The 23,493-nt window shown below is 66.6% G+C and carries 13 protein-coding genes; 5 read left to right on the top strand and 8 right to left on the bottom strand.

What is annotated here, in order from left to right:
• Positions 1-7: 7 nt before the first annotated feature.
• The 8 genes from NFW05_RS03710 to NFW05_RS03675 form a co-directional block, all read right to left on the bottom strand.
• Positions 8-2,269, bottom strand: coding sequence for an AAA family ATPase (locus tag NFW05_RS03710; protein WP_295302892.1), 2,262 nt, complete (start codon positions 2,267-2,269; stop codon positions 8-10).
• The gene (locus NFW05_RS03705) at positions 2,260-2,541 is read right to left on the bottom strand and encodes a hypothetical protein (RefSeq protein ID WP_295302891.1); all 282 of its coding nucleotides are present in this window, start codon (positions 2,539-2,541) and stop codon (positions 2,260-2,262) included. The genes NFW05_RS03710 and NFW05_RS03705 overlap by 10 nt, the downstream gene beginning before the upstream one ends.
• Complete coding sequence (locus NFW05_RS03700; protein ID WP_295302890.1) at positions 2,538-3,995, bottom strand: transglutaminase domain-containing protein; 1,458 nt, start codon at positions 3,993-3,995, stop codon at positions 2,538-2,540. Before NFW05_RS03700 ends, NFW05_RS03705 begins: the two co-directional genes overlap by 4 nt.
• 336 nt (positions 3,996-4,331) lie before the next feature.
• Entirely contained in the window at positions 4,332-6,230 is a 1,899-nt protein-coding gene (locus tag NFW05_RS03695; RefSeq protein ID WP_295302889.1) for a hypothetical protein, read from the bottom strand.
• Between the two features lie 208 nt (positions 6,231-6,438).
• A complete protein-coding gene (locus NFW05_RS03690) occupies positions 6,439-8,853 on the bottom strand; it encodes a hypothetical protein (protein WP_295302888.1) in 2,415 nt (804 codons plus the stop codon).
• Positions 8,854-8,896: 43 nt separating this feature from the next.
• Positions 8,897-11,905, bottom strand: coding sequence for a tubulin-like doman-containing protein (locus NFW05_RS03685; protein WP_295302887.1), 3,009 nt, complete (start codon positions 11,903-11,905; stop codon positions 8,897-8,899).
• Positions 11,906-11,942: 37 nt separating this feature from the next.
• The gene (locus tag NFW05_RS03680; protein ID WP_295302886.1) at positions 11,943-14,168 is read right to left on the bottom strand and encodes a vWA domain-containing protein; all 2,226 of its coding nucleotides are present in this window, start codon (positions 14,166-14,168) and stop codon (positions 11,943-11,945) included.
• A gap of 272 nt (positions 14,169-14,440) precedes the next feature.
• Positions 14,441-14,794, bottom strand: a complete 354-nt coding sequence (locus tag NFW05_RS03675) for a hypothetical protein (protein WP_295302885.1) — start codon at positions 14,792-14,794, stop codon at positions 14,441-14,443.
• 520 nt (positions 14,795-15,314) lie between these two features.
• Here NFW05_RS03675 and NFW05_RS03670 point away from each other — a divergent pair.
• The 5 genes from NFW05_RS03670 (at position 15,315) to NFW05_RS03650 (ending at position 23,329) form a co-directional block, all read left to right on the top strand.
• Positions 15,315-15,827 carry a hypothetical protein gene (locus NFW05_RS03670; RefSeq protein WP_295302884.1) on the top strand — a complete coding sequence of 171 codons (513 nt, stop codon included), beginning with the start codon at positions 15,315-15,317 and terminating at the stop codon, positions 15,825-15,827.
• Positions 15,824-16,504 (top strand): hypothetical protein, encoded by a 681-nt coding sequence (locus tag NFW05_RS03665; RefSeq protein WP_295302883.1) that lies wholly within the window; start codon positions 15,824-15,826, stop codon positions 16,502-16,504. The genes NFW05_RS03670 and NFW05_RS03665 overlap by 4 nt, the downstream gene beginning before the upstream one ends.
• A gap of 189 nt (positions 16,505-16,693) precedes the next feature.
• A complete protein-coding gene (locus NFW05_RS03660; protein WP_295302882.1) occupies positions 16,694-18,505 on the top strand; it encodes a MotA/TolQ/ExbB proton channel family protein in 1,812 nt (603 codons plus the stop codon).
• Between the two features lie 60 nt (positions 18,506-18,565).
• Positions 18,566-19,981, top strand: a complete 1,416-nt coding sequence (locus NFW05_RS03655; RefSeq protein ID WP_295302881.1) for a tetratricopeptide repeat protein — start codon at positions 18,566-18,568, stop codon at positions 19,979-19,981.
• Between the two features lie 39 nt (positions 19,982-20,020).
• Positions 20,021-23,329: a hypothetical protein gene (locus NFW05_RS03650; RefSeq protein WP_295302880.1), complete on the top strand. Its 3,309-nt coding sequence runs from the start codon at positions 20,021-20,023 to the stop codon at positions 23,327-23,329.
• Positions 23,330-23,493: the final 164 nt, after the last annotated feature.

Genomic DNA, 23,493 nt, shown 5'->3' with positions numbered 1-23,493 from the left:
TCCTTTCTCAGGTCAGTTCAATGATCAGGGTGTCGTCCTCGCGGCGGCGCGTCACCCGGCTGGCGACATCGACGCCGCGCAGGTCGGGTGGCAGGATGCCCACCCGAATGCGCCGGACACCGCAGAGCTCGTCTTGCGCCTCGGCGAGGCTCAGTTGCTCGACGATGCGGATGCGTAGCAGCGCGGTCAGGTGCCGCACGCCAAAACGCGGCTGCCACTGCGCGGCAAGATGTTCGATCAGTTCCGTATCCCACGACAGCTTGTAGCCTTTGAGTTCGGCGCTTTCCCTGAGCCTGCGGAGCTGCCTCTCGAGTACCCTGCGCATCGTGCCCCGATCGAGGCTGTGAAAGACGATCGTGTGGCCGATCCTCCCGAGAAACTCGTCAGCGTAGCCGAGCCCGCGTAGCGCGTCCTTGACCGCATCCGCTTCATTTCGCGCCCTGTCGGCGGCGTCATCGGCCGCAAAGCCGATCGGTCGCTGGCCTTGCCCGGACCCGGCGTTGGTGGTGAACACGATGACGCTGCGCCGGAAATCGAGCGGATTGCCTTCGTGGTCCTCGATCCGCCCTTCGTCGAGAATCTGCAGCAGAATCCTGCTGACGCCCGGGTCGGCCTTTTCGATCTCGTCGAACAGGACGACACTGGCGGGATGATCGCGGATCTTCGACAGCGCGCCACCCTGGCCACGGACGAAGCCCACGTAACCCGGCGGGGCGCCGAGCAGGACGTTGATCACCGGACCGATGTCGCGGCCAGACCCCTGTAGCGTGTTGCAGTTGACGCGCAGCAGCCAGTCGCCGAGCAGTTCGCTGAGCAGCACCGCCGTCTCGGTCTTGCCGACCCCCGTCGGTCCGGCGAAGAGCATCACGGCGCGCGGGCCATGGCGATTCACCCAGTCACCATGGCCGGCGATCACCGCACGGGTGATCGCGTCCAGGGCCGGGTCCTGGCCAACGATCCGCTTGCGAAGACGATCGAGGAGTTCCCGCTCGCGGAAAGGCTCGCGCCTTCTGCTCTGGCCGGTGATGTCGCCGAGCGCCTGCCAGAGCGCGTCCTCGCTGACTTCCGCCAGCGGCGGCCGGGCGGTCGCACAGTAGGCACACGCTTCGTCGAGGAGACGCAGCGACTTCTCCGGCTGGAAGCGGCTGGGCATGTACTCCTCGGTCAGCTTGACGGTCTGCTCGATGATCGTGTCGGGGATCACCAGCGGGGCGAAGTACGCCTGCATCTGCGGCCGCCTGGCCTTGAGGATGTCGACGGCGGCGGCGGGTCCGGGCGGCTCGAGGCGAATCTCGGTAAAGCGGCGCGCCAGGGCCCTGTCGGGCTCGATGCTGTGCCGGTATTCGGCGAGCGTCGTGCAGCCAATGCAGGTGATCTCGCCGCGGCCGAGTTTGCCCTTGAACGTCTCGTTGGCGTCGCTGAACGGTCCGCGTTCGTGGATCCCGCTCTGAAACAGCGAGTGGATCTCGTCGACGAACAGGACGATCTGCGGATGCGCCTCGAGAATCGTCAGCAGGGCCTTGACGCGATGGTCGTACTCGCCGACGACCGACGCTCCGGCGCGCAGGAATGCGGGCGACAACTCGAAGATGTCGAGTTCGCGGAGTTTCGGGGGAATCGAGTCGTCGCCAGCGACCAGCCGGCGAGCGAACTCGTAGATCACCGCGGACTTGCCCGTTCCCGGCTGACCGGTGACGATCGCGTTGCGGCTGCGCATCCGGCTGAGTGTGCGCACGAGCGACGCGATGACCGGCTCCAGACCCCAGACCTGCTGTGTCGGCAGCGCCACCGCGGTCAGCATCCGGCCATAGGGAGTCAGCGCTTCGATGGCCTGGCGCCGCTCCGCGGAGCCGCGCCAGCCAGCCGGCGCAGCCGGCTGAACGACCGCTCCGGCGAGCTTGGCGAGACTGCTACTGAGGGCCGTCCGCTCGTTCTCGGCCATCCCCCGGGCAAGCCACCACTGCTGCCCGGCCTGGCTGTCGAGCAGAGCCTGGCAAAGAATCGCCGGAGTCAGGGGACGCGACTGGCGGCTCAGTTCAGCAAGCACCGGCTGCAGGGTCGGCGCAACCGCGACGGTTCCCGGAGGACCGACATTCGTGTTGAGCGGCGGAAAAGCGACAGCCAGATCAGGCGGGACGAGATCCTTGAGCGTCGGACTGCGCAGCAGCGCGATCAGCAGAAGCCCGGCATCCAGCTCACCGCCTGGCGGAACGGCTCTCTTCGCCAGGTCGAGAGCGGCCTGCGCCTCTCCGTCGAGGTTCAGTCCCACGGCGCGTTGGCCGGTCTGAACCGTAACGTGTGGTCGGCGTGCAACTGTTCTGGCGAGAAGTTGTTGCCAGGCAGTTCGCCTTCGAGGGCCAGGGGTTTCCGGGCGTCGTTCGCGTACACCGTCGACGCCTGCCAGCCTGACCACAGGGCCTGGATCACGGAGAGCTTCATCGGCGAATTGTCGCTTGCCGCCCAACCAGGCCCGGCCGTCGTCGGTTCCGCTGTCGCCACCGCGGCAAACAGCGGGGCGAACGATGCAGTCGCGGTTTTCATGTCGATCCTCCCTTGATGAGCATGAATCGTGGCGTTGGATGCGCACACCCGTGCAGCGATTCTAGTAGCCGTCGGCTCATTCCACAATACGCCTCAAGCCGGACAAGACCTCGGGCGAGCGGACTGTTCGTTTCGACGACAGCCGCCGCGTCGGCCAGCGGCGTCGCAGCGCAGTCGGCCGCGGCGTGGATCGCCGCGACCTCTCGTGTCCAGAGGCTGCACATTGGCGGAGAGTAGCCGCCCTCGACCCCGTAAAGCGTCGCCGGGGTGAGCACCAGCGTTGCCCAGACCAAGGCACGCAAGGTTGTCGCGAAGCCGCTCCTGAGCACCCTGTAGTCAGCGATGAGTTCGTCCGCTACGCTGTCGCGAAATCGCGCGACCAGGCGACAACGACCTCGGCGCAAAGGCACCTCGCCAGAGAAGTAATCGCCTCGGCCGGTCAGACGAGTCCGCCGATCACCCTGGATCACCGACAACTCGACAGCCTGCGGCGCAACCAGCGCGAACGGGCGACGACCCTGGTACAGGCTTTGCCCACGCGGCAACAGGACGTTGACCTGGTGGCCCGCGGCAAGCGCCCGCGGAGCGGTAACCCCCGTTTTCGCCGCCCGCTCCGAGCCGACGACCGCGAGGTACTCGATGGCGCCTGTGTACAAGCCATCGTCGCCCCTCTTTCGTCCGAAGACGTCGATCGCGTATGCCCCGGCAGCCGGGAATCGACAATCGATTCGGAAACCCCTTGCGACGGGGGTCACCGCAGCGTCACGTTTGTCCCCGTTTATCGTTGCGATTACGGAAGTCCGTGCAGGCGCATCGATCTCGATGGTCAAGCTCTGGTCCGCCTCGATCATCGCTTCGTGATGACTGCGCAGGCCAAGGCCGAGTTCGAAGAACGCCGGTCGCACATGAGGCAGGCGCGCAAACTCGCTCCGTTCCAGCGGCGGGTCGAGCAACTGCCACGCCGCGTCGACCGGCAAGTGACTGTAGATCAACTGCTCGGGGGGCACGAGAAAATAGAACTCGGAAAACCGGCTGACAGATCTCCCGAGGTCATCCAGATGACCCGACCCCCAGGTCGCGTCGACCAGGTACCAGTGGCCGTCGATCCGCACGGCGTTCCAGTCATGGTTCGGCTCGTTGCCGAGAGGCTCGCCGACCGCGTACCGGTACCCCTTGGCGAAGCCCGCGACGACCTCCACCTGCAATCCCATCGCCCGCGCCAGCGCCGCGAAGAGATTCGCATATCCGGCGCAAACGGCGCTGCGGCGAGACAGGACCGAAGCAGGATCCATCGGCGGAAACTGGCCGCTGAAATATGCCACGCTGTCGTACTGGATGTTTGCAGTCAGCCAGCGGTAGATGACCCGGGCCTTTTCCAGATCGCTCGATGCCAGTGACGCCAGATGAAGCGCGAGCCGCTCCACGCCCTTCGTCGCCGAACGGGGCACCGCCATCGCCCGTGCGTCGATCGCAGGAAATCGCAGAGAATCCGCTCCCGCCAGGCCACAGAGAGGGCCTGAACGACGCTTCGCGGCAGCCATTCCTTGCCTGATGATCACCCCCCGTGATCGGATCGAAGCGAACGCTGGGCGCGGACCGCAATCCGGCCCGGACACGGAGCCCTGCCGGCAGCGGTCGACTTGCCGGCTTCGGACGAGTCTCGCCGCCGAACAGGTTGCGTACACGATCGGGGCAGCGCTTGTCGCTGGCCACCGTGCGCGGTGTCCCCGGCGAGGCAGATTGATCGATCGCGCCTTCCCGGTCGCGACCGGTGTGCCCGGTCTTCTCCCCTACGTCGCACCGTCGCCAACCGCGAGGAACTCCCGCAGCGCTCTGCCTTCCGCAGGGAGCTTGCGCAGCAGCGCCGGTTGTCGGGCCCAGCACTGGTCGGCCAGCAGCTTCGCCGGTTGTCCTCCCGCATCGGGGACGACACCAACCGGCACGCCAAGAGCAAGCGCGATGACGCACTCGGCAGCAGCAACGTTGCCGCCGCCGATGGCGATGAGCTTCGTCCTCGGCAGCAGGCCGGCTGCGTCTATGTCCCGCCAGTAATCCAACGCTTCGACCGGGGAAAACTCGGCGCCCGCGCTCCGACGCAGTTCCCCGTAGCGATCGTCCGCTTCGACACCGACCGGCAGTTCGCGCGGCAAGTAGCCGATCGTTCGCAGCGTGTCGGGGTGCGCCGCCTGCAGCTCGCCCACCAGTTCGCACACACCGGCCCTGGTGCCGCCGGAAACGATCGTACCCCGATAGTCAGCAAGCCCTTCGGCCAGCAAGACACGGAGCACGTCGCTCGCCACCGCACCGCCATAGCCGGCAACGACGAGCACCGGGCCATCGGGCAGCGCTGCCGCACTGTCGATCGGCTGTTCGCTCTCGGGGAAGCGGATCCGGCGAGCGCATTCGAGAAATCCCTTGATCCAGTCAAAGCCGGCCAGATGCCCCCGAGCAGGTTGCAGTTCGACGAACGAGCGCAGCGCTGAGGCGACGGAAGAGCCCGCTGAACTGTTGATCACACCGAGCGCGTAGGCCGCGAGGGCCGCGTAAGGCTCGCAGAGCATCATCTGGAACTTGCCCAGATCGAAATGCGCCCAGGGCATGTTGATCCCCACTTCGGCCTGGGCGCGGCAACGGCGCGCCGCCCGCACCAGCTGGGGACGAAAGTAGGGAATCAGGTCAACATCGGGATGCGCCGCCAGTTCGTACTCTATGAAGTTGCCCAGAGCGTAAGGGTCCGAGGAGTCCAGCTCGAAGGCCTGCCGATACAGGGCGCGTGCTTTCCCTCGATACTCGTCCGCCTTCGCGCAGTCGTCAATTGCATGTTGGCGCGTGCGCCACGTACCGGCCAGCGACGCCCACGCATCGACATTCGCGGGATCGGCTTCGGTCGCGCGCCGGAGCAGGTCCTGCCCGCCAGAGAAAGCTTCCCCCTCGGGATCGTCTGCATGACGCTTGCACAGACTCACGCCCAGGTCGCGCAGCATGGCCGGCCTGCCGGTCCCGGCAAATGGCATCAAGGCGGCAATCGCCCGGTCCCATTCGTCGAGGCTCATCGCCATGCCGGCAAGACGGTGCGTCACCGCCTCGTTGTGCGGGTCGAATTCGAGCGTGATCTCCGCCTCGCCGATCCGACGCCGCAGTTCGGACCGGTCGCAATACGCGCCGTAGCTTGCGGCGTACTCCTTCAGGCCGCTCTGCAGATGGTCGAACGCCACGTCGGCAGCTTCGAGGACCGCCGCAAGTCGATGGAGATCACGCTTCCAGTGCTTCGGCAAGGTGAAACTGTTCTTGTAAACTGTGTCATGGGCGATGTCGGCCCAGGCGTGCTGCAGGATCGTGCGCACCTGCACCTCGGCCTTCAGGTGCCGGGCGACCAGGTCCGGCGGAACGATGCCTTCCGGGAAGACGCCCGGTTTGAAACGCACTTCGTAATGACGCGAGAGGTAGCCGAACTCGACTTCCGTGAGCCGCTCGCCCTTATTGTCGGATTCGTCGGGCAGCACCTCGAAATGCTGTTCCACATAGCGGCAGACGATGTCCACGTCGGCAAGCGTGCGCGCAATGACGCGCACGCCGCACAGGTCCGACATCTCGTTCAGCGGGTCACCATAACGCTTCCGCTGGATCTTCTCGGCAAAGTTCGCCACACCCTTGGCCCTGCTCTGCACGATCAGCAACAGGTCGTGCACCCTTGCCGGCTCCTGCAGCACCCTCTCCAGACAGCGTGCCATCTGCTCGTAGTACGGCCTGATTTCGGAGAAGGTCCTGACCTGCCGCCGGTACCCTGACCTGTCGAGCACTTCGGTTACCTGGCTCATTCCGGCCTGCCTCCCGGATGTTCGGTGGCCGCGCCGCTGTCGCGCGCTTCGAGCCCCTCGCAACGCCAGCCTGGAGCGCTCATTCGCGTGGCCACAGGTCTGCACGGGGATCGCCGTTCTCTGCCAGCGCGAGCCGCCGCCCCTCATGCAACGCGTGGATCAGAAAAGCCGGGAAGCCGACCGTCAGAGTGATGAATTCGATGACGCAGCGGTTCCTGGTATCGATGTCGAGAATCTCCGACCCGGAAAGGGGACGATAGTGCTCAGCCAGGCTCTTCGCTACCGGCTTGGCGGTGCGCACGATGACGAGCCCGCGCAACCGTCCCTCGGCCTCCGCACGCGGACGCATTCCGGGCGAGAGTTGAAGGAAGCGCCGGCTCCGGTCGATCGCTTCGGCCAGAAAAGCCTTCGCCAGCTCGTCGCCCTCGCACTCGATCACCTGCAGTGCGTCGAGCGCCAGGACCCAGGACGATGCGTCGTGCGCATAGTCGGCCATGCGATCGAGCAGGCTTCGTGCACCGCGAAGGTAGTGATCCCGGAGGCCACGACAGTCGCGATACGAACTGCCCTGTTCGGCCGACGAATCGTCCTCTGGCGGGACGAAGGCCAGCATGTCCTCGACCGCCCCGGGAAACACGAGGCGGCGGCGCTCGAGCGTCTTCCGGTACAGCGCCTCGAGGTGCCGGCTGTCGAGGAGCATCATGCCGGTGTTCGTGCGCTGGCCACCCCTCGCCGATTTGCCGTCTGCATCGCCTCCGGCAACGCCGCCGTGCAGCGAAGCGACGAATGTCCGCAGTTCGTCCGACGCCTGCTCGGCATCGCGGCGCAGCAGGGAATCGCTGTCACGCCGCAGCAGCGATGGCACGACTTTCTGCAGCAGGATCTGCGTTAGCGAGGACATCTGCGCTCGCTGCCGCTGCAGCGACTCGCGCTCGCTGGCAAGTTCGGCCCGGCGCGCCGCCAGCCGCTCGAACTCGGCGCGATACGCCGACGCTTTCAGCAGTCGACGCAACAGACCCGAGTACCGGCTCTCCATCCGGCCGAACTCCTGCTCCACCTCTCTCGACTCGGCCTCATTCGCCGAAAGGCGATTCCTCAGCGGCACCACTTCACTGAGGTAAATCCTGCCGATGTCGACGACCAGCGAGCCCCCAGCGGTGGTCTCCGCTCCGCCGGGCGCCGACCAGTCACGAAGCTGCCGCAACAGGCCTGCCAGCAGGCGCAGCGGGGCCACCGGAGCAGCCGGCGCTTCTGCTTCCTGCGCCAATCCTTCGACCGTCTGCAAGAGCGCTGCGAAGCCGACCGATTCGGGCAATTGGCCGGGCAGGCTGGAGGCGCAGCCCAGGCAGTCAAACAGTTCGCGCAGCGCACCCGTCGGCGACCGGTCGGGAGGCTCGGCATGCAGCTTCTGCAGGATCCACTCGACTCCCGACGCACTGCCTTCGCCAGCGGCAGCGCGCTGGCCCCGCAAGGCGTCGACGAAGATGCGCGCGGTCGCCAGGTAGCTGCGCGCGGAGGGCAGAAAATCGAGCAGCGCCCGCCTGGTCCAGCCGTCGATCAGGTCGACCAGCGAATGAAACCGCGGCACGAGTGCTTTCACGGTGGCCTCGGCAACCAGCGGTGTTGCGGGCAGGGTACACTCCGTGCTGGCCGCGTCGGCGGCGGCAGCCGAGCCACCGCCCGGGAGTAGCAGCGACTGCCGGAAGTGCTCGATCAACGCAGCCAGTCGTTCCCGGGTGAGTTCGTCGGCACACGCCTGAACCGCCGCGCGCACCCGCTTGTCGAGCGGCTCTTCCGGGATCAGCCCGCGATCGAGCAGATCGCGCTGGAGTCGATGGGACAGAATCGCCAGTGCCTCGGCCGGCACGTACTCGAGCCGGTAGCATCCAAGGGTCGAATAGCACGCCTTGCGCCCGGCGACACGCATCCGCCAGTTGACTGTCGTCTGACCGAGGCTGGCAATGACCGGGCGCAGTTCTGGATCGAGCAGCTGGTAGGCGAGCAGGGTCTTCAACTCTTCGCCGACTCCGTCCTCTGCCAGCCGCTCGCTGCCGCCGACCAGCTGGTTCACGAAAACGGTGTCGAGAAAAGGCAGCTCGCCGACCACGTCTTCGAGCGCGCCGAAGAAACGGAACGCCGAGGCCTTGGCGGCGTCATCGGCACTGGCCGGCGGCAGCAGCACCACCAGCGAGACCGCCTGGTTGCCGGCGACGAGGCTCTGCAGCATCGTGCACGTGTCTCGCAGGGCAGCGAGACTGCCGATCGCCTCCGGAGCAGCCGCGCAGACCAGACAGCCCAGGCGAGGTTCAAACGATTCCCCATGCGCCTGCGCCGAGTCGATCAACTCGGCGACGAAGGCACGCAGCTCGGTCACCGGATCGTCGCCGGCCGGCTCGAAGACCAGCACTGGCAGTTCAGGCTGCTGGCTGGTCGCCTCTGTGGCCAGCACCCGTGCCACGCGCTCCGCGAACGGGTCAAACCCGAGAACGATCATGATCGGCTCTGCGCGCCAGCGTCAGAGTTCTCGGCCAGGCGATCTAGAGTCTTCCATCGAGGTAGCGATCGAGGTCCATCGCGTAAGCCTTCGGCGAGAGGAAGTCCTCGAGCAGTTTGACTTCCCGGTAGGTCAGGCGCGCGCTGTAGAGCTTGCTGAAGTCGCGTTCAGCGAGCTTGCGCTTCAGCTTCGTGATGTGCTCGCCGATCAGCCGCCGCAGTTCATCCCGAGGAATCTTCGCCAGCCTTTCGCGCAGCGCCGCGGTGATCGGGTCGAGCAGATTGCGCTTTTCCCCCAGAGTGTAGGACTGGGTCACCTCGAGATACATGTCACGGAACGGCGTCCCCGTCGGACCTTTTCCGGTGGGTGCCCAGACCACCGGGTCACCGAAGTTGAGCTCTTTCACCGCAGGGATGGAGCAGGTGAACTTGTGGCTCCTGATCAGCCTTTCGTCGACGACCACGTCGATGCCCTTGACGATCGCCATCGCCAATACCCGGAGCGTCCGGTTGGCAACGTCGTCGACCGGGAACAGGTCCGGAACGTTCATCTCGAAGTACGGGTCGAGGTGGTAAGTCGGGGTGATCTCCCCTTCGTAGCGTTCCCTGCTCTGATCGAGGTCACTCAGGAAATACACCGGCAGCGCGGCCGCGTAGGCGAGCAACCAGATCCGGTAGGGATCGCCGGTCGTCGAGAAGGTGTGGTCCGACCTCAGGTGATACCTGGCCTTAACGGCACGGACATGGCCATCGTACTGCTGTCTGCCGGTCTCCTGCTCCAGGACGCCGAGGTTCACGATCCGGTCGTATTCGAGGGCCATCAGCTCGTTGAGGCTGCTGCGGTTGAAACTCCACATCGGCGACGCCAGACGGAACAGATCGTCGATCCGTTTACGCGTATACGCATCCGCATCACCCCGGTGGGCGCCGATGGCTTCCAGCGCCTGCTGGACGCCGACCTCGGTGATGAAGGCGAGCTTGTGCTCGCAATGGTCGCTGAGGAACGCTGCGACGCCGCCCGGATGCTCGCGCGCGATCTGCAGGTAACGGTCGGGCGTATGCACTTCGCGCTCGGCCAGGAACTCGTCGTAGTCCACCCGCTGGGACTCGGCGAGCGCGATGCTCCTTCCTTCCGGCAAGACGACGATGTCCCCGTAACCGAGCAGCACCTGCGTCGGCAAGCCCTTGATCTCCTCGAAGTTCTCTTTCGCAATGCGCAGCCGCTCGCGCAATTCCCGAGCGGTCGCCTGCAGTTCGGCCCCGACGTCGGCCGCCTTCACCGGCGGCGCCATCTGGCGCTGCACGAGGCTGATGACGGCCGCGTGAAACAGTCGCTCGTGCTCGAGCCGCTGCCGCGTCACGTTTGCCCGTAGCCACCCCAGGACCACGCTGGCCCAATGCTCGGCAGCGCTCTTGCGCGGACCACCAAAGACCGGGAAGTAGTGCGCCTTCTCGACCACCTCCAGCTGTGCGTCGGCCTGCGCGCCGAGGTCGTTGACCTGCATCGTCGCGGCACTCAGTTCGCGCGCTGCCTCGGCATCCCACGCGCCGAAGCATTCGATCGCCGCCTGACACCACGCGCGCCGCGCCGCCGAGGAAAGCGTCGTGTCACGGGCGAGGTCCGAAAGCTTCCGCTCGATCACCTCGAGCTTCGCTTCGTGGAAGGCCTTGCCGTCACCGGCCGCAGCGTCGTCGACCTGTGTCTGGCACTGCGCCAGCGCGCCCTCCTTCTTGGGCCTGAGCAGGCTCATATCGGCAAGCTCGAAGCGTTCGACGGCAAAGCCGACCTCCGACGCGGGCGGGCACACGCCATTGCGGATCGTTTCTCGCCGGTCGATGCCGTGCCGAACGAGAAAGTCCTTGAGCCCCTGCTGAGTGTGCGTATCCGAGGCGGGCGCAGTCGCTCCGCCTACGCTGATTGCACCCTTTTCGAGGTCGCCGATCGCCGCCATACACAGTTGCAACGCGCTGTCGGCGGCGAGCAGCCGGTGCAGCTCGCGAGCCGGGTAGTAGATCGAGCTGACACCGAGACTCGAGTAACGCGCGCTGCGCCCGTTCCACACCCTCGGCTGACCGACGTTGATGTGCGCCAGCAGGTTGTCGACGACACTCCTGACGCGGTCGGCCATCCTGCTGACCGACAGGAAGACGGCTGTCGCGACCGTCTCACAGATTTGGCTGACATTGTCGATGTTCTGGCCGTGCTCGTTGCGGCCATCGATCAGGTGAAAAAGGCTGTACGGGGGTTCGCGCACCTCGATCGTCCTGTCCGCATAGTGGACGGTATAGTGGGAAACATGCTGCGCGGCCCCGAAGACGATGCTCTGCAGATGGTCGATCTCGGCCAGTGCCGCGTAGGCATTGCCGCGCACGCGCGTGGCGTGCGGCTTGTTGCGATACGGCCAGTCGAGCACGAAGCAGCCGTGGATCAGCGCTTGCGGCATCAACGCGCGGAGCAGGATGCCCATATCGACGAAGGTGCCGCTACCGGTACCGCCGGCCAGCGAGCCACAGACGAACACCTCGACGTCTCGGTTGGAAAGCTCGAAATCAGTCGATGCGCCAAGGCCCGCGCGGGCATTGCCCATCCTGGCCGCGAGCTGCGCATCCTGCAGGTCGGTAACCAGCCGGTCAAGGCGCGCCTTGATCTCGACGATATGGTAGAACAGCGCCAGGCGGCCATTCTGGCGAATGCCGCCGGCTCCATGGACCATTGCGCTCACGGAAACCGGCCTGGTGTACCAGTCGGCAACTGGCGAGCGACTCTCTTCGACGTACTGCCGTGGCGCTGGCACCTTGAGATGGAGGAACTCGTCCGCGTCGAGGCCGTACTCGCGGTCGCTGACGCGCGAGCGGAGTCTCTCCTGCCCGACGTCGGTATCCATGCACAGGATCCTGATCGACGGCGGCAACACGCCATAGGTGTCGAAAAAGAGGCGCTTGACGTTCATGACCATCAGTTCTCCGGCGCCTCCAAGACCGATCAGCAATGTCCTGCCGAACTCCGGCGTGTGGGTTGGCTGCATCTGACGATGTTCCCCCTGCGTATCCATGCTCGCCTCCTAAAGGCCAGTTGCTGCCGGCGCCCCGTCAGGCGACGCGCAGACCAATCATCACGACCACGGTGGACCCGTCGTCGCGCCGCAACGACAACTGCTTCTGACGCGGCGGAAACGACGTCACCGCTCCCGCGCCCAGCGGCCTGCCGTCGAGCGTGCCCTGACCAGCCAGCATGGTCAGCCGGACGCGCTTGCCGGCAACGAACAACAGGCGACGCGCTTCGAGCCGGAAGCGTGCGCCGCCAAACTGTGCCTTCTGGTTCATTGCCGCCAGCTGTTCGCTGTCGATGACTCTTCCCGGCCGGTAGCTGAGTGCGTACTGCCGGCCGCCGACGCTCGCGGCAAGCTGCCCCTGGAGCCTGGCAGTCCGCCGCGACACGATTTCAAGAACGACCAGCACGAGCACCGCGGCAGCGCCCAGATACATCCACGCGTACCCCAGCCGCAACCCGTACCACGGGCTGTCCAGCGCGAAAGGACCGTCCGGGGTGTTGCCGGCGAGTCGGTAGCGGTAGCGATAGTCGCCGTTCGTCGACAGCGCGTGCTGCAGCCGGTACCGGGTCTGCTGGGCGTCCGGCGTACTGGCCAGAACTTCGCGCAGCACCGTCTCGTAAGTGGCGCCGTCGTCCTTGCGCTGCTCGACCTCCACCGTCAGACGAGGCGGAGTCTCGAAGGCAGGCGTTGTCGCCTTGTCCAGGTGCAGATCGGCACCGAGCACGAGCTGCAGGCTGCTGAACGGCAGTCGCAGCAGTGTCCGACCTTCGCCGACCAGATTGATCGCCCGATCGAACGCGCTCGCCAGCAGCCTGTCGCCAATCATGAAATCGACGAAGGGCTCGCGCAACTCGACCGTGAAGCCACCCGAACGGCGAACGAACCAGGGATCGACGTCGCTGCCCCCGGCCGTTGTGCGCCGCTGGGCGATCACCTCCATCTCCACCGCTCCCGCTTCCGGCTGCTTGCCGAGCGCCACGGCGACGGCGCCGGGCATCGCCAGCAGATACTGGTGTCCGGCGGAGTCGCTGCTGAAGGTGGCAAAGCGCTTCGAGTCCTTCAACGGCGTACCGGCGGCCACCTTCGCCTGCAGCACGAAGTCCCCCCGGTCCACCGCGCCGGTGTCCCGATTTTGCAGGAATGCGGCGAGCATCCCCGCCTCGTTCAGGAAGTAGAACGGACGGCGTTCGACGCGCAGCGTGACCGGAGTGACGATCTTGCTGATCACCTCCACCGGCCGGTCGCTGCTCAGTCGGATCGCCCATTTGCCGGGTGGGGGCCGGCGAACGATGATCAGGTCGAAGTGGTGGTACTGGCTCCAGTAGGCAGCGTTGCCGAGCACCTGTCGGTGGTTCGCCAGCGTGATCGGCGTCTCGCTGACGGCGCGCGGCGCGACGATCTCGATCTCGCTCGAATCGGCGAGCGGCGTACCGCTGTCCACCGAGCGCTTGCGGACGATGAAACTCATCCACTCGACGGTGTCGTCCACGAGGAACTCGCGCGCCCCTTCTTCGCCGAGCGAGCTGACGCCCTTGGCGCGGTTGAGGATCCCGACAGCAATCGGCAGCACCTCGTCGAACTTTCTGGCTTGGAAATAGCGGTCGGGAACACGTGCCACGTGCTCGCGCATCAGCGCCAGGCCGTTGACCGGCCCGCCGTCGACTCGCGGCAGAGGGTCGAGACTGGCTTTGTCGCCGAGGGCCAGCGCGTACAGCCCGGTGTCCGCCAATGGTCCCTGGACATCGGCGCGCATTTCCCGGAACGCCTCGGCGAACTTCCTGTCCTGCGGCTCGAGCTTGCCGTCCGAGAGCACGATCGGTACGCGAACCGAAGTACCGGGGGCGCCGAACAACTCGTTCTGTTTCTCGACCAGGAGACGGATGCAGCGCCGGATGTCGGAGTACCTGCCGCGGAAATCGACCCTGTCGCGGACCGCTCGCTGGAACGTGCGCCGGTCGTCGTCGCCGCGCACCTGCACGGCCTTCACCTCACGGGCGTCCTCGTCGAAGGTCAGGACGGCGATCCGGTCGCCAGGATCGGCGAGGTCGGCAAGCAGCATCGCCGTCTCGCGCAGCAGGTCCTGCTCCTGACGACCGATGCTCGCCGAATTGTCGATGCACAGGACGAAGTCCGCCGGCAGTGCCGCCCGTTTTGCTGGCGGCGGTGCTGTCGGCATCGGCGCGGGCGCTCCCCCGTCACTGCAGGCGACTACCAGCAGCGCCAGCAGAATGTACGAGACCAGGAACACAAGGCGGTCGGTCATCGCCCCCCTCTTCGGCCGAGCCACATCCCCACGTGCGAGACAGGCGCACCTCCCGAGCATCGCCCGATCCCCGAGTGCGCGAAGTTCACGTCCAGCTACAACAAAAGCATAGCACACGTCAACCGCGCCGGGCAAAAAGAACTGCAAGCCGTCCCCGGCCCTCGGCCCACCCTCCTGGCGACGAAGCCAGGAAGGCCGGATGAGCACCCCGGACGCCCCCGTGACCGGGCCAACCGGCAGCGCCGGCCGTTGGCCAGCACGCCACGTCGCGCTCAGAGCGAACTGCGTCCCCTGCGAGTCACGTTGCCAGGCCCCCGGACGACACGAATCGAACTCTGGTATGCCCGGCTGTCCTCGAACTGGCGAACCGGAGTCACACTCACCGACTCCGCGTTGCCAATGGCCATGAAGTACGAACCCGCACACAGCTTCGGGAAGTACACGGTACCGCCGTGGCTTTGCTGACTGGCCACGACCTTCGAACTCCCCGGAGTCCCCTGGCGCAACTCGACCGTCACGCCCTCGCCGAACGTCTCCAGCTGCACGGTCAGGCTGGCCGAACAGGCACCGGCCGCACTGGCGAACGAAGCCCCAACCAACCACAGCAAGCACAGAACAGTCTTCATCAGATCCTCCGTCTCAATCCGCCGGGCCTCACCGCCGAGCCGAGCAGAAGCCAGCGAGGCCGCCTGGTCTTCCCCCGGACCGAGGAAGAACCGCAATCACCCGGGCCCGACGAATTATTGGTCAGGAAGCCTGGTTTTCCGGGGCATGCATCGGGGGGACGGCGCAACGGCGGAGCGCGCCAGCGCCCTCTCGCCGCTGCCGTGCGCTCGCCAGGACCCCACCCTCCGGCGGCCGACGGCACCTACAGGCGCTGCGGCGACTGTCCGGATGCCCGGTCACGCTCACAGCAACGTGCTCGTCAGCCGGGCCGTGTCGGCCGGGACACGAGCAGCCGAACCTGCGGGCGAGTCGCCAGCGGGGATGCGCTACGGAAAATCCGGCAGCCCAAACCATAAATTGTGAACGGTCGCTGCACGGCAGCAGACGTTCCCTTCCGCTGGAGTCTGCCCGCGGCAGGGGTCCGCAGCGGCGCCACCGCTGCGCGGGTGGCAGACGCAGAGAAACAGGAAGGAGATCACCGTGGCGACAGCCGCTGCAAGCTCGGGGCAGGACCAGTTCGACCTGCTCCCGTATGTCTCGATTCTGATGTGTGTGCTCGGCACGCTGTTGCTGGTCACGCTCGGCTTCGCCGCGCTGAGCCTCGGCCCCGGCGCCGGCGAGGGCTGGATCGTCTCGCCGGCGGAGGGTGTCCGCGCGAAGACCCCGCTGCTGGTCGAATGGGACGGCCAGTTCGCCACGTTCCACGGCCAGGGCGGCCCGACGCGCGTGGCCTGGCTCGAGGAGACCGCTGCCGGCGTTTCCCGAGAGGTTCCGCTGAGCAAGAGGACCCGCACGACCGATTTCTCGCGCCTGATCGCCGAGCTCGAAGGCCGCCGCTCGACCGACTACGCGCTGTTCGCCGTCCGGCCAAGCGGCTTCCAGTCTTTCGATCGCTTCGCCGACGACTTTCGCGGCAAGGGAATCAATGTCGGCTACGAGCCGATCGCCCAGACTCGTCCGGTGAAGCTGATCATGAAGGGAGAAACGCGATGAAAACGGTCTTTCCGCGCGCACGCCAGGAACTCACCCTCGTACCGCTGGCGGACATGCTGACCAATGTCGTCGGCATCGCGATCTTCATCCTGATCTTTACCGTGCTCGCTGCCGGGGGCGCGGTCGTCGCCAAGCGACTGCCCTATGAACGCGCGACGAGTGCCAGGCCGGTGTTCGTCCTCTGTGCCGCCGACCGCGTCTATCTGCTCGACTCGGGGCCGGCGGAGAAGCTGATCGAACGCGTCGGCCAGCCTGGCTCCTCCAGCAACCGCGACAACTGGATCAAGCGCTTCAACGGCGAGAGGATCGAGTCTTCAGGTGTCGCCGTGACCGGCAAGGCGCAAATGGTCGCGAAGACGTTCGGACCCTTCACGCTCGTCAGACTCCAGGTCAGCGTCACCTACACGCCGCTGGCCGCCGGTGGCGAGAGCATCGCCGACGTGGCCGGCGCAGGATCCAGGTTGTTGGCGCACTTCCGCGCACTCGACCGCGACCGGTTCTTCGTCCGCTTTCTGGTCAGCGCCGATGGCATCGAAGCCTTCAACGCGGCGCGCGCGAGAGCGGAAAGCGTCGGCCTGCGCAGTGGCTGGTCGCCGACGGATGAAGGGTCGGCGGTCACTTTCTCGCTCACCCGTGGCCCGGATCCGGGCCAGCCGGGCAAGGACAACATCCTGTGATGTCCATGCCCATCATGCGAGCGACCGACCCCGTGCGGCGAGCCGGCGCCGCCGACGCCGCGCGGGGATGATCCTCGAACACCCGGACGATGAACGTTCTGCCCAAGCCCTGTCGCGCTCCGCCCACTTGCCCATGGAGCGCGGCGGTACCCGACTTGCCAACCCGATTTTCACCACCAGGAGCCTGCGATGTCCGAGCCCATCCCCCTGCCCACCCTCGCTTACGCCGCGAACGGTCCCATGCCGGTCACTGCGCCCGAAGCCGTTGCCCAACCCGCGCCCACCCGCGCTACCGCCGCAGCCAGCACTGCTTTCGTTTCCGCCGGGAACACCGGCCAACAGCGGGATGAAGCCGCCGCGGAGCCCGAAGACGAGCCGACGGAAGCGGCCGTTCCAGCGCTGCCGGAGCTGCCGCCGGTTCCCGCCTTCCTGTTGCTTTCCGAGCGGTCGAGCAGGATCGTCGGGACCGTCGCCGGCCTCGGCCTTGGCGTCGTCACGTCGTTCGCCGCTTACCACCTGTCTCCGTCCGGCAGCGTTCTGGAAAGGATTTTCGATCCATCGAGCGCGGCGACGCTGATTCCGCTGGCCATCGTGTCGCTGTTCTTAGTAGGTTGTGTTCTCGTCCTCCTGCGCGCGCAACGCCTGCGGGCAGGCAGCCGGATCGCTCACGACCGGCTGTCGCTGACCATCGCCCAGGCGATCGAGGCGCACGGACCCGCCGCCGTCGCGAGTTGGCTCGAAGCCCCGGTGAGCCAGGCGAGTCCCTTGCTGCGCCGCGTGCAGTCAGTCGTCGGCCAGTGGCTGCTGAGCCCCGGTCTGGCCGAAGCCGACCTGGCCCTCCAGCATCACGTCGTCGCCGACGCCGAGAACCTGCAGGCCGCGTACAGCCTGCCGCGAACGATCGTCTGGGCGCTGCCGGTGCTCGGACTGATCGGCACGGTGATCGGCATCGCCGCAGCGGTCGGTGGCTTTGCCGACTTCCTCGGCGGCAGCGTCGACGACATCGTCGTGGTCAAGCGCAACCTCGTCGGCGTCACCGGCGGACTGTCGTTCGCCTTCCTCATCACCCTGCTCGGTCTGGCCACAGCGCTGGTCCTGATGTTCCTCACTTCGGCTGTGCAGGCGCGTGAGGAGTCCTTCCTCACCAGGCTGCAAGGCTGCATTTCGGAGCGCATCCTGCCGGCGCTGCAGCGCGCCCATCCGGTGCCGCTACCCACGATGCCTGCCTTCGGTGGCGACGGATTCCTCGCGGCCTTACGGCAGGAGATGCGCAATGGTGCGCGGTTCATGGGGCAGATCTTTTCCCGCACTGGTGAGGAAGTCACCCAACTGCTGGCGAACGACCGCCACGTGCGTGAGACGGCTGTCGAGATTGGCGCTGCCTTGCTGCGCCGCGAACTGACAGCGGCCGCGGCCGAGGTCGCGCAGTCCGGCGAGCGTGCCGCACAGCACATGGCGGACGCCACCATCAGGTTGGTGGCGGAGTCCGAGGCCGTGCTGCGCACGGTCGCGGGGCAGACCGACGAGCTGCGCGCCATGCTTGCCACCCTGGCGGCGGGGATCGCCACGCAAACATCCACCTTGGCAGAGATCAGCTACACGCTGCCGGAGGCGTTGAATGCTCAGGTCGATGCCTTGCGCGAGGCGGGCGCGAGTGCCACTGCGCTGGCTGGCAGCGTGCGTGAGTCGATCGCCGCAGTGCAGGAGATGCATATCGGGCCGGCTCTCGACAACGTCGCCGATCAGGTTGCCACCCAGTGCCGCGAAACGCAGTCGGCAGCAACCACCATCAAGAACCTCACCGAAGCGACCCTTGCCCTCGCTGCCTGCCACACCGCGGTCCAGGAGGGCATCCAGTCCCTGCGCGAACTGCGACTCAACGAAGCCTTGAGCGAAGTCGGCCAGGGTCTCGAGAAGATTGGTCCCGTGCTGGAGCGGTTCCAGCAGCCCTTCGTTCTCACCGCCGTACCGGTGCAGATGCCTGCGCAGCACGCCGGCTGACAAGCGACTAGCCCGGGCCCCTGAGTGGCGCTGGCCACACCCTTCAAGGAGATATCCACCATGTGCAACGAACATCGAATATTCCGGACCGGGCGCCTGGTCGGGCTCCATACGCTGCGCGCCCTCCTGCTGGCAGTCGGCCTTGCCTGCAGTGCGTCGCTGCGTGCCGGGCCGGGTATCACACCGCAGACCGAGGAGGCACTGTTGCGTGGCGACTGGGCAGCCGTCGCCACGCAAACCGCGGCGGCTGCCAGCAGCGACTCCGTGGTCCGCCTCGTCAGGGGACACGCTCTCCTGGCACAGAACCAGAACGACGAATCTGCCTGCACTTTCGTCAGCGCCGACCAGGCGACGATCGAGGCCTGGGACCGCTGGACGGCAGCGCTGCTGTCCGCGCACGGCAGCCAGGCACTGGCCTGGTACTTCCGGGGCGACGCTCTGGCGCGCCGGGCACGGTGGACCGAGGCAATCGAGGCGTTCACCAAGGGTCTCGAGCGTGACCGTCGCAATGCCCTACTCCTCAACGCTCGCGGAGTGAGTTTGGCGCGGACGCGGCAGTGGGACGCGGCGGTCGTCGATCTCGACGCTGCCGCGCGCGCCCGGCGCGACTTCGCCGACGCCTACGCCAACCGGGGCGTCGTCACCCTGCTGCGCGGCCTCGACCCGCGCAGTGCCATCACCGCCTACGATCAGGCACTGAAGCATTCGCCGAATTTCGCGCTGGCCGAGGCGGGTCGCGCTTCGGCGAAGGCGGTGCTGAAGGACAGGGCAGCGGACCAGGAGCTCAAGGCCTCCGGTGGGGGCACGGAGTGCCGCGCGCGACTGCTCGGGGAAGAAGCGAGGAACGCCCTCGCTGCCTTGCAGGAACGAGAGAAGACCAGAGTCGCAGCGTTCAAGGGTGATCCCGGAACAACCCTGCACACGATGCTGGCCGACGTCGCTGGCGGCAACGTGGGCAAGATGCGCGACGTCATATCGCTGGTTGCCCAGCACCCCGAGCTCAGGGATGGCGCCATGCGGCAAATCGATGCGATTGGCAAGGCCAGACCCGATCTGGGCATGCGAATCGATCGAGAGGTGCGACTTGAGAGCGAAAGATCGTCGGCAAAGGGAGCAGGCCGCTTGTTCGTGGAGGCGCTCGCGGGGGTATCCGGTCTATTGGCGGTACACGTGCCAGTGTCTACTGGAACCTCACCGCCGGCAAACGTCGGCAAGCTCACCGGCGCGCGCGGCACGGAGACAGGGGCGTCCGTAAACACGACGATGGGTTTCTCGGGGAGCCCTTTGGCGCAGCAGCTCGTTCGCCAGCTCGAGGCACGCCACGCCGCGGCCGCGTCGCTTACGGGACCAAACGCAGCTCGCGAGGTCGGCGGCGCAGACACGGATCAGGACTCGACCATCGTCTCTCTCGGCGACTTCCCGGTCGTGGCCCAGTTCGGGCTGCTCTATCGAGCCGCTGGGAGCCCAAGCCGGTAGCGCGACTCCTCGCCAGTTTCCTGCACGGAGGCCACTGACATGATCCCGAGAATTCCCTTCCTGGTTGCTCTTCTGTGCCCGCTGCTGGCGCTGCTGTGCCCCACCGCGGGCGCCGAGGACATCATTGCCTTTTCGCTGCGCGAGGCCGAACGGCAGCTCAAGGCGGGCAACAGCGGCGGCGAGACGATCAAACGCCTCGGCGGAATGACCCGAGTGATCGGCGGCGTGGTCGACGAGAGTTCGGCAGATGTGATCCTGATGGGCGGGCGTGAAGCGGGCAAACCGCCGGTCTCGCTCGACGACCTCGTCGTCGCGCTGCGTGCCCGCCTCGTCCATCACGCGTGGCCATTGGTCAGCATCGACAGAACCGCGGAGACCGCCACGACCGGGCAGCAGAAGGTGCGCTTCGATGGCGGCGACGAACTCGCCAGGAGCGCCTTCGGAAAAACCCTGCTCGATGCCGACGTCGTCCTCAAGAAACTCGGACTGAGACTTCTCTCCGCGGAGATCTGGGGTGTGCGCTCGTACTTCGACTTGTGCGCCGAGGCGGCTCGAAGCGGCGCGCTGGAAGAGCATGTCGGCTCGCGTTTCTGGTTCCGGCCGCCCGACAGCAACCGCGTCCTGGTCGGCAAGGGTGTGATCGTCGTGCACAGCCTGCGAGTCGGGGTACAGACCGAGGTCATGAGCGTCAATGGCCAGCCGCCGACCGCCGGCTTTCGCGACAGGATGGGCGACCGCTTTGCGGAAGCCCTTTCGGCTAAGCTCGCAGATGTCGGAGCCTACCACCGCGAGGTCGCCAGGTTGAACCCACTCTACGGATTTGTTGTGCTGGCCAAGGGACTGGAGTCGCAGGCCGCGCTGCCGGACATGAGCTACTGGCTCAAGACCTATCGGGTCCCGCCGGTCGACACGCCGACCACCTATCCGTTGTTGCGACAGCGAGCCGAGGTCTCCACCAAGGGTGGAGCAAAGATCCTCGATGTGGACGGCGGCATCGAACTCCAGGCGGCGGCGATTCGCCTGCGTGACGGTGACGCGACTGCTCTGCGCGAAGTCGTCCTGCGTACGCGACCGTCGCCGGGAACGCTGACCTGGAAGCTTCCGGTCTCGGTCGCCAGGGTCGAAGGCCTCGGGCCCCAGTTCGATCTGAACGAAGCTGCGATCGTCCCAGCGCGGCCTGGGGCCGGCTCCGCCGGCGGCACCTACATCACCCGGACGTGGCTGGCCCCGACGGCGAATGGCACGCAAGCGCCGCGCTGGCAGTCGGCGCCACCGACCCTCGGACCGCTGCCCCAGCCAAGCATCGGGATCCGTGACCGTCTGCCCTCTCAGGCTATCTCTACGCATGTGGGGGGCGTCATGCTCGCCGGTCCCGCCGCCATTCAGGGCGCTGCCAACGCCGCTCCGGACCTCTCCGACGGCGGCTTCGGGCTGATCGTCGACGGCGCCACCGCGCGCCTCGCGCCCGATGCCTACCGCCGCTTCATCACCGCCCTGTGGGCGGTCTACTTCTCGAAGCAGGCCCCGGGCGTGTCGATCGACCCGATCGGCCGTGGCGTCAGCAAGCATCTGGTCCGTTATATCGGTAACGTGATCAACACCGATCTCGCCCGTGTCATGCGCGACGCCGACTACCGTATGAAACAGGCCGCCGTAGGCACCCATCCACTCGAGGTGCCGGGCTTCCAGGACGTCGATCAGCTCACCGCGCGGCATGGCATGCCACTCATTGGGGCGAGCCGGCGCTTCTGGTTCGTGCCCGAGAACATGGTGTTCCGCCGGGATGGCAGCTCGCTGCTGTTCGACAGCGGGCACATGCGTCTCCATACCGAGTTCATCGGGGCCGGTGGCAGCGGCCGGTCGGCCCCCGCCGATCGCGCCTTCGCGGCGTTCTATAGCAAGGCCTATGCGCAAATCGCCAAACGCTACCCTGTGTACGACGAACTGTTCGAGTACGCCAAGCTGGTCGGTCTCGCCACCTACCTCAAGGAGCGCAAGATCCCCCTGCTCTGGTTCCTGCTGGCGAACAAGGACCTCGTCCTCACCGAGGATTCGCCGGGGACCGTCGACGCTCTGGCCAAAGGGTCACGCCAGCACGAGGGTGTGACCATCGAGGGTGGCGTCGACCTGGCGCCACGGGCGCGTTACGTCGCCGACGCGGGCATGGCCCAGGCGCTGGCCGAAGCGGCATCGCGTAGCACAGCCCCCAGCCCCACGCGCGCCGATCGCTCCGCCACCAGCACGACACAAGATCCTGCCGGCAGGCCGGCAGCGAACGCGACGAGCGAGTCCTACACAATCCTCCCCGACCAACTGCTGACGGGTGGCGAGAGCCGCCGCGGCCTCCGCTTCCAGACCGACCTCGCGCTGCACCGTGGCAACACGCCGGGGCTGGAACTCGTGCGCTCCTTCGATCCCGCCGAGTCCGTGGGAGAGTTCGGCGCCGGCTGGCGGGTACTCGTGCCTTACCGCGTTCGCCCCGCCGACGACGAGAAGGTGAGCTTCCGCAACGCCCGGCTGCCAAAACGCATGGTCGTCGAAAACCGCCTGACGGGGCGCCATGAAACGCTGACCTTCAGTACCGACCGCTACGCCATCGCCGGCTATGTTCCGGATGCCCTCGCGGGGAGCGAGCACGTCGGGCTGTTTGTCATGTCGAATGGCTCGTTCCGACTGGCGGACAAGCTGGGCAGCGAGTTCTGGTTCGACCCAGCGGGCGTCCTCACCGACATGATTCTCCCGGAGGAGTACCGAATCCACTTCGACTACCTTTCGGGTCCAGTGCAGGCCGGCGGGGAAAGTGGCTTGCGGCTCGAACCCGTCTCGGAGGACAAAGTCTCTTTCGGCGGCGCAAGGCTGCCTGCACGCCTGCGGCTGAAGGGCGGCTCGGGTAAGGACGAGATCCTGCGTTTCAGCGACAAGGGGCGGATCATCGGCTACGAGCCCGAGGCCAAAACGGGAGGTCGCACGAAGTTCGCCGCCCTCCTCACGAATGGATCATTCCGCCTGCTGGATACGAGCGGTCATGAACTGGTGTTCGACACGGCGGGAATCCATCGCGCCACCGTGCCCAATGTCGAGGACCGCCTGGTGCGCGCGATCACCCTCGGCAAGCAGACCGTGACCCTCGAATATGAACTCGACGCCCAGGGACGGCCGCGGGTCGCGCGCGCCGAAGTAGGCGGCGGCGACGACCCGAGCGCCTCGCGGCGCACGCTTGCCTACTCCTACGACGAGTCCGGCCGCCTGGCGCGCGTCGCCGCTCCCCGCCCGGCAGTCGCGGCGGCCACCAAGACCCCAGCCCCGCGGACAAATCCCGGACTGACGAAACGGGCGGCACGCGTATGACCTGGAAAGAGCAGCAGCGAGCGTCCGAGCGCGCCGGTGCAGGCGAGCACGGTCGACAGCAACGCGCCTGGCGCTCATCGCTGATCGCAATGCGCGACTGGACGCTGGGGCGTAACCGGTAACCAGCCGGCGTTCTTCCATGCGCGCGTCGCCCCGACGAGAAT

The sequence above is a fragment of the Accumulibacter sp. genome, from assembly GCF_023806625.1.
Lineage (GTDB): Bacteria > Pseudomonadota > Gammaproteobacteria > Burkholderiales > Rhodocyclaceae > Accumulibacter.
The sequence above is the reverse complement of the archived record's forward strand: the minus strand, read 5'-3'. Positions and strand labels throughout refer to the sequence as shown.

Coding starts and splice junctions, on each gene's coding strand:
- NFW05_RS03705 (WP_295302891.1), bottom strand. CDS start 2,541: ATGAAAACCGCGACTGCATCGTTCGCCCCGCTGTTTGCCGCGGTGGCG.
- NFW05_RS03700 (WP_295302890.1), bottom strand. CDS start 3,995: ATGGCGGTGCCCCGTTCGGCGACGAAGGGCGTGGAGCGGCTCGCGCTT.
- NFW05_RS03690 (WP_295302888.1), bottom strand. CDS start 8,853: ATGATCGTTCTCGGGTTTGACCCGTTCGCGGAGCGCGTGGCACGGGTG.
- NFW05_RS03685 (WP_295302887.1), bottom strand. CDS start 11,905: ATGGATACGCAGGGGGAACATCGTCAGATGCAGCCAACCCACACGCCG.
- NFW05_RS03680 (WP_295302886.1), bottom strand. CDS start 14,168: ATGACCGACCGCCTTGTGTTCCTGGTCTCGTACATTCTGCTGGCGCTG.
- NFW05_RS03675 (WP_295302885.1), bottom strand. CDS start 14,794: ATGAAGACTGTTCTGTGCTTGCTGTGGTTGGTTGGGGCTTCGTTCGCC.
- NFW05_RS03665 (WP_295302883.1), top strand. CDS start 15,824: ATGAAAACGGTCTTTCCGCGCGCACGCCAGGAACTCACCCTCGTACCG.
- NFW05_RS03660 (WP_295302882.1), top strand. CDS start 16,694: ATGTCCGAGCCCATCCCCCTGCCCACCCTCGCTTACGCCGCGAACGGT.
- NFW05_RS03655 (WP_295302881.1), top strand. CDS start 18,566: ATGTGCAACGAACATCGAATATTCCGGACCGGGCGCCTGGTCGGGCTC.
- NFW05_RS03650 (WP_295302880.1), top strand. CDS start 20,021: ATGATCCCGAGAATTCCCTTCCTGGTTGCTCTTCTGTGCCCGCTGCTG.